The organism is Cohnella sp. (assembly GCF_041641335.1).
In the GTDB taxonomy this organism is placed as follows: domain Bacteria; phylum Bacillota; class Bacilli; order Paenibacillales; family Paenibacillaceae; genus Cohnella.
This window is the reverse complement of record NZ_JBEPYQ010000082.1, coordinates 26,367-32,850: the sequence shown is the minus strand read 5'-3', so window position 1 is coordinate 32,850 and position 6,484 is coordinate 26,367. Positions and strand designations below refer to the sequence as shown.

The 6,484-nt window shown below is 54.3% G+C and carries 4 protein-coding genes and 1 pseudogene; all 5 read right to left on the bottom strand.

Annotated features, from left to right (window positions below):
- A pseudogene (locus tag ACESLM_RS23110) lies at positions 1 to 292 on the bottom strand (RNA-guided endonuclease InsQ/TnpB family protein); the annotation flags it as partial.
- 122 nt (positions 293 to 414) lie between these two features.
- Positions 415 to 1,470: an aminoglycoside phosphotransferase family protein gene (locus tag ACESLM_RS23105; RefSeq protein WP_372634857.1), complete on the bottom strand. Its 1,056-nt coding sequence runs from the start codon at positions 1,468 to 1,470 to the stop codon at positions 415 to 417.
- Between the two features lie 501 nt (positions 1,471 to 1,971).
- Positions 1,972 to 2,547 (bottom strand): nitroreductase family protein, encoded by a 576-nt coding sequence (locus tag ACESLM_RS23100; RefSeq protein ID WP_372634855.1) that lies wholly within the window; start codon positions 2,545 to 2,547, stop codon positions 1,972 to 1,974.
- Between the two features lie 266 nt (positions 2,548 to 2,813).
- On the bottom strand, positions 2,814 to 4,718 hold the full coding sequence (locus ACESLM_RS23095; RefSeq protein ID WP_372634852.1) for an ABC transporter ATP-binding protein: 1,905 nt from the start codon (positions 4,716 to 4,718) through the stop codon (positions 2,814 to 2,816).
- Positions 4,715 to 6,460: an ABC transporter ATP-binding protein gene (locus tag ACESLM_RS23090; protein ID WP_372634849.1), complete on the bottom strand. Its 1,746-nt coding sequence runs from the start codon at positions 6,458 to 6,460 to the stop codon at positions 4,715 to 4,717. Before ACESLM_RS23090 ends, ACESLM_RS23095 begins: the two co-directional genes overlap by 4 nt.
- Between the last annotated feature and the right edge of the window lie 24 nt (positions 6,461 to 6,484).

Genomic DNA, 6,484 nt, shown 5'->3' with positions numbered 1-6,484 from the left:
CATCCCTGCGCTCTTCTGCGGGCTTGCGTTGTTCCCTGTCAAGTCTTGAACAATACGCCTCAAACTGACTTTCATTCATGGGTCCGATGTATTGTTGCAGGGTGTTCAGCACTTCCAGCTGCAGAGGCTGAAGCGGCTTGTCCTGCCGGAAGGAGGTAAACACCTGCCGGATATAAAAGTTCGTCGTATTATATAAATGCTTGGCTTCCTGACACCTTTGCTCGAGGTAGGAGAATAAGCGGTGGCTTGGCTTGATCCACATCTGAAACGTTTTGTAGGTGGTTTCTGCCATGATCTCACCTCCTTCAACCCACGCACATATGTTCCCGTATCTCACTTCATTTTACCCTAATATGAATGAAATACATAGGCCCTTGGAAGGTAATCCGCAGCAGTCGCCGATTCACCACCCACTTAGCCCCAACGTCGCTTGAAGTGGGCGTCCTCTCGGCGGATTTGAAAGATTTTTTGAAGAGTATGGATGTGCAGCATTTTTTCATCATCCGTTTCTTCGAGTTTGTTTTCTTCCTCTGCGTTCATATACCACTCGACAAGCCGGTATCCGAACAGAAGTAGAATCATCTCATAAACACAATTATCCGTGATGCGTGAAATATCCGCATATTCCGAAAAGCCCTTGTAATACGCCGGGATACATCTGCGGTAGTATTCAACCATATGTTCAACATCGGCTTCGTCCGCGATAAGGCTTGCCAAGTCTTCACCTAAATAGCCCCACCCGGCAGTATCCCAGTCGATGACTATGGTTTTACCGTTTGAATCGAATAGGTTCGCCACCCAAAAATCCTTGTGGCACAGCACGATGGGCGGCTTTTCGATACGGTTGAATATTTCATCTGCGCTTTCATCAATGTCTATGAGCATTTTACAGAGGTGCTTCGGAATTTCGCAATCGTCGGAGCGTAAATAGTCGTACACTCTTTCCCATGAACGATATCGAAGATAGAAGTTCTTCATATACTCCACTTCGCTCAAGTTGGTCAGGTCCTGCAAAAAAGCTGGCAGTTCGCCATACAACTTACCTTGGAATCGTCCTAATTCCTCGGCTGCACGTTCATACATATCGCCAGTCAAGTCTAAGCCCGATATGCCCTCGATATATTCCATCCATATGCGCGTTTCAGTTGCTTCTTCGTTCATTTCAACGTGATAACATTCAGGCCAACGGAATCCTTCGGAAAATAGAGCGCCAAAATTGGATTTATACAAATCATACTCCCTACGCCATGAATCGGGATCGCCGTAGCGCTCCCATTTCTTCTGCGTTTTTGAAACGATTTTAAAGGGGATTTCCCTACCGTCAGCGGTAGTGGCATTGCCCGTTACAAGCTGCACGTCCCCCAATGTACCGCCATGTAATTGCTCGGTTTGGAAATCAACGTGGATTATTTTTGAACCAAGCACTTTACTCAAAACCTGTGTTAGAGTTTCGTTTATTATTTCGCTCATTATGAAGCCCTCCAATCGTTTGTTAGCAAAACAGTTTTTGGACATAAAAATAACGCGAACAAGCAACCTCCTAAGAAGCGGCTGTTTCGCGGCGATAAGCCAAAAAGTCGGGTTATAGTCAATAAGGACTACACCCGGTATTCGGTTAAGTAAGAATCACCAATACCCTATAAGCAGTCATTAAACAAACATCTTTCGCTCGAAAAGTAGAAACACAACTCTACTTCCATAATTAAACACAACCCTTTATAAGGAATCAATGGAAAGTTTGATTATACGCAAGTTTTATCGATCAACTACATCAAAGAGCATAACGACGAGTATTGTGATACGTTCCCAAACTTACTTGCTGATTCTCGGTGTTTGTCAAGGCGTCACTTTTTCCGGATTCAAATGAAAAATCCCCTTCGGCGAGTCGCTGCGCGTTTGATCGCGGCAATCTGCCTAAGAGGATCGTCACTTGCCTTGCGGCAACTTATGCAATTTTACATAAACGTCTGTTTATTCTTCCAGCCAGGTCGTCTTCTCTGCGCCGGAAATTCGTGTTGCGGCCGGCTGAGGCATGTCCGGATAGCCGATGTATACGAAGCCGACGAGCTCTTCCCGCTCTTCGAGCTTAAACGCCGCTTTCATCTTCGGATGATAGGTCGGAGCGCCCGTACGCCATACCGCGCCTAGCCCGTTGTCGTGAGCCGCGAGCAGCAGGTTCTGTACCGCCGCGTGCGCCGCGGCTAGCTCCTCCTGCGGGATGACTCGCGGGTCGTCGGAAGGCGAACATACGGCGGCAATAACGACTGGAGCACGAAGCGCTTTCGCCACTTCCGCTTCATGGCGCTGCGCGCGTTCTTCCTCCGTCAGATCGCCCCACCCTGCGGACGCGATATCCGCATAAGCTTCGCCGAGCGTCTTCCTGCCTTCACCGGTCATCGCAATGAACCGCCAGGGTTCCGTCCTATGATGATTAGGCGCCCATACGGCCGCCTCGATCAGCTTCTCCACCAGCTGCCGGGGTACGGGATCCCCTTTTACTTTGCCAATACTGCGTCTGCTGCGCACCACTTCTTCAAAACTTGCCATATCGCCTCTCACTGCTCCTCTCGAATAGCAAATACCCGACAATCTTCCAAAATCATAACATACTTGCCGGCCGACGAGAAATACGAGAGACAAATAATCGAAGCTTTCACGCGACAACTCTCCCGCACTCCTGACCCGAAGGGATTCCGAGAAAAGGAGCCGCAACTGGACGGCTCCTCCCACACTCCTGACCCAATGGGATATCGGCAAAAGGCCCCGAATTGACGAACGCTATTCGCGATGTCCCCGGCCAGCGAGTCTTCGAATCATCCCACGCTGGCTTTGGCGCTGCCGCCGGTAAACTGGCTGTAGTACAGGTCGGCGTAGAAGCCGCCCTGGGACAGCAGCTCGGCGTGCGTGCCCTTCTCGATAATGCTGCCGTGGTTCATGACGAGAATGAGGTCGGCGTCCCGGATCGTGGACAGACGGTGCGCGATGACGAAGCTCGTTCTGCCCTTCATCAGCTCGTGCATCGCCTTCTGGATGTGGACCTCGGTCCGCGTGTCGACGCTGCTCGTCGCCTCGTCGAGAATCAGGATGGCCGGATCGGCAAGAATGGCCCGCGCGATCGTCAGCAGCTGTTTCTGCCCTTGCGACAGATTGGACGCCTCTTCATTAAGCACCGTGTCGTACCCCTCCGGCAGCGTGCGGATAAAATGGTCCGCATGCGCGGCCCTGGCCGCTTCGACGATCTCCCCCTCGGTCGCCCCGATGCGGCCGTAGGCGATGTTGTCGCGGATCGTTCCGTTGAACAGCCACGTATCCTGCAGCACCATGCCGAACAAGCTGCGCAGATGCCCCCGCTTCATTCGGGTAATGTCCGCTCCGTCGATCGTGATGCTGCCTCCGTTCACTTCGTAGAAGCGCATGAGCAGGTTGACGAGCGTCGTCTTCCCGGCCCCCGTCGGACCGACGATCGCGACCGTCTGGCCGCTGCGAACGTCGATGTCCATGTTCTCGATCAGCATCGCGTCTTCCTTGTACCCGAAGTTTACGCCATGCATGGCCACGTCGCCGCGCGGTAAAGCCAAGATGACCGCCCGATCCGCCGACGCTTCCGGTATTTCCTCCGCCTCGTCCAGCAGCTCGAACACGCGCTCAGCCGAAGCGATCGTCGATTGGATCACGTTCGCGATGTTCGCCGTCTGCACGAGCGGCATCGAGAACTGCCGGGCATATTGGATGAACGCCTGAATGTTCCCGATCGTGATCGAGCCTTTCGCCACCATGATACCGCCGACGACGCTGATGAACACGTAGCCGACGTTGCTGACCATGCTCATAAGCGGCATGATGTTCCCCGACACGAACTGCGCTTTCCAACCCGACTCGTACAATCGCTCGTTAATCCCGTCGAACTTGGCGACCGAATTTTCCTCTTGTCCGTACGCCTTGACGATTTTGTGGCCGGAATACATCTCTTCCACATGTCCGTTCAACTGGCCCAATTCCGCCTGCTGCGTCTTAAAATACTTCTGCGACCGGCTCGCGGCCCCGCGAATAACGATCATGGACAGCGGGAGCGTCAGTAGCAGAATCAAAGTAAGCCACGGGCTGATCGTCAGCATCATGACGATGACGCCGATAATCGTGATTAGAGACGTGATCAGTTGAGTCAAGCTCTGCTGCAGCGTATTGCTGATATTGTCGACGTCGTTCACAGCCCGGCTCAGAATTTCCCCGTGCGTCCGTCCGTCGAAATATTTCAATGGCAGCTTGCCCAACTTGTCATTCACTTCATTGCGCAGACCGTATACCGTCTTCTGCGCCACGCCGGCCATCAGAAACTGCTGAATATAGCTGAACAAGGAGCTGATCAGGTACAGCGCCGCCAGGAACAAGACGATCTGCCAAATGCCCGGCAAATCGAACGTCGCGTTCGGATCGCCCTGGATTTTGCCCATCATGCCTGCGAACAGCTTAGTCGTCGCCTCTCCAAGCACCTTCGGACTGTAGATCGCGAACGCGGTGCTCAGAATAGCCGTAATCAGCACGGCAATCAGCTTTGTCCGCTGAGGACGCAGGTACCCCATCAGCCTGCGCAATGTGCCTTTGAAATTTTTCGCCTTCTGCACGGGCATGCCCATGCCTCCCATACCGCCGCCCATGCCAGGCCCCATGCCGGGACCTCCCGGGCCTCTCCCCGGCGTCTTGCCGCGCGATTCGTTCATGCGATTTCCTCCTCCGAAAGCTGCGAAGACACGATCTCCCGATACACTTCGCAGGTCGCCATCAGCTCTTTATGATTGCCGATTCCGGCAATCCGGCCATCGTCCAGCACGACGATACGGTCCGCGTCCATGACCGAGCTCACGCGCTGCGCGACGATAATGACGGTTGCGTCGGTCGTCTCGCTTCGGAGAGCGGCTCTGAGCTTGGCGTCCGTCTTGAAGTCGAGCGCGGAGAAGCTGTCGTCGAATAGGTAGATCGACGGTCTCCTGACCAGCGCCCGGGCGATGGACAAGCGCTGCTTCTGTCCGCCGGACAAGTTCGTCCCGCCCTGCGCGACCGGAGACGAATAACCCTCCGGCAGCTTCTCGATGAAATCCGACGCCTGCGCGATCGACGCCGCATACCGTACCTCTTCGTCGGAGGCGTCGTTTTTCCCGTACCGGATATTTTCCGAGACCGTCCCCGTGAACAGCTGAGCCTTCTGAGGCACGAGTCCGACCGTCGCTCTCAGCTCCTCCACGGACCGATCTCTCACGTCGACGCCGTCGATGCGCACTGTCCCTTCCTCCGCATCGTAAAATCTCGGAATCATGCTGATCAGCGTCGACTTCCCGGAGCCGGTTCCGCCGATGATCGCGGTCACTTCGCCTGGCGAACTGCGGAAGCTGATATCCGAGATCGCCGGATTTTCCGCTCCCGGATATCGGAACGACACCCGGTCGAACTCTACTTCGCCGTACCTTGAAACCGCCGACTTTTTCTCCCCCGCCGAAGGCTTAGCGCCCTGTTCCGTACCGGACGACTGAAGCTCCAGAACCTCGTTAATCCTCACCGCGGAAGCCGAAGCGCGAGGAACCATGACGAACATCATCGACACCATCAGCAGAGAAAACATAATCTGCATCGCGTATTGCAGGAACGCCATCAAGTCTCCGACCTGCATATGGCCGCCGCTCACCCGCAGCCCGCCAAACCAGATGATCGCCAGCGAGGAGAAGTTCAGAATGAGCATCATCATCGGCATCATGAAAGCCATAATCTGGTTGACTTTGATCGCGGTCTGCGTCAAGTCTCCATTCGCCTCTTCGAATCGTTTGCTTTCGTGCTCCAGCCGGTTGAACGAGCGAATGACCCGGATGCCCGTCAATCCTTCGCGCAGCACCAGGTTTAACTTGTCGATCTTCTTCTGCATCGCTTTGAAATACGGAATTCCCTTGCTCGCGATCAGATAGATGGTCAGCGCCAGCACGGGAATCGCGCCTACGAATACGAGCGACAGCCGGGCATCCTTGGAGATCGCCATAATCAGGCCGCCGATGCACATCATCGGAGCCATAACCATCATTCGCATCATCATGATCAGTACCGACTGTACCTGCGTAATATCGTTGGTCGTACGGGTGATGAGCGAGGCTGTGCCGATTTTATCGAATTCCAGCAGCGAGAAGTTCTCCACCTTCCGGAACGTCTTGCTGCGAACGTCCCTTCCGAATCCGGCGGCGATCCGCGCCGACAAATAGCTGGCCGCGATCGATACGAGCGTTCCTACGGCGGTGACCGCCAGCATGAAGCCTCCAATCTTCCATATATAGGGAGTATCTCCCTTTACGACACCGTCGTTCACGATGTCCGCCATCAGCGTCGGCAAATACAGCTCGCTTAACGATTGCAGCAGCACCAGCGCCATTACCGCCGCGACCGCCCACCGGTAAGGCTTCAAATAACGAAACAGCTTCAACACTAGCCATCAACTCCGGAGTCTCAG

What these genes read in the sequence shown, in the direction of transcription:
- ACESLM_RS23105 (WP_372634857.1), bottom strand. Translation starts at nt 1,470, where the DNA reads ATGAGCGAAATAATAAACGAAACTCTAACACAGGTTTTGAGTAAAGTG.
- ACESLM_RS23100 (WP_372634855.1), bottom strand. Translation starts at nt 2,547, where the DNA reads ATGGCAAGTTTTGAAGAAGTGGTGCGCAGCAGACGCAGTATTGGCAAA.
- ACESLM_RS23095 (WP_372634852.1), bottom strand. Translation starts at nt 4,718, where the DNA reads ATGAACGAATCGCGCGGCAAGACGCCGGGGAGAGGCCCGGGAGGTCCC.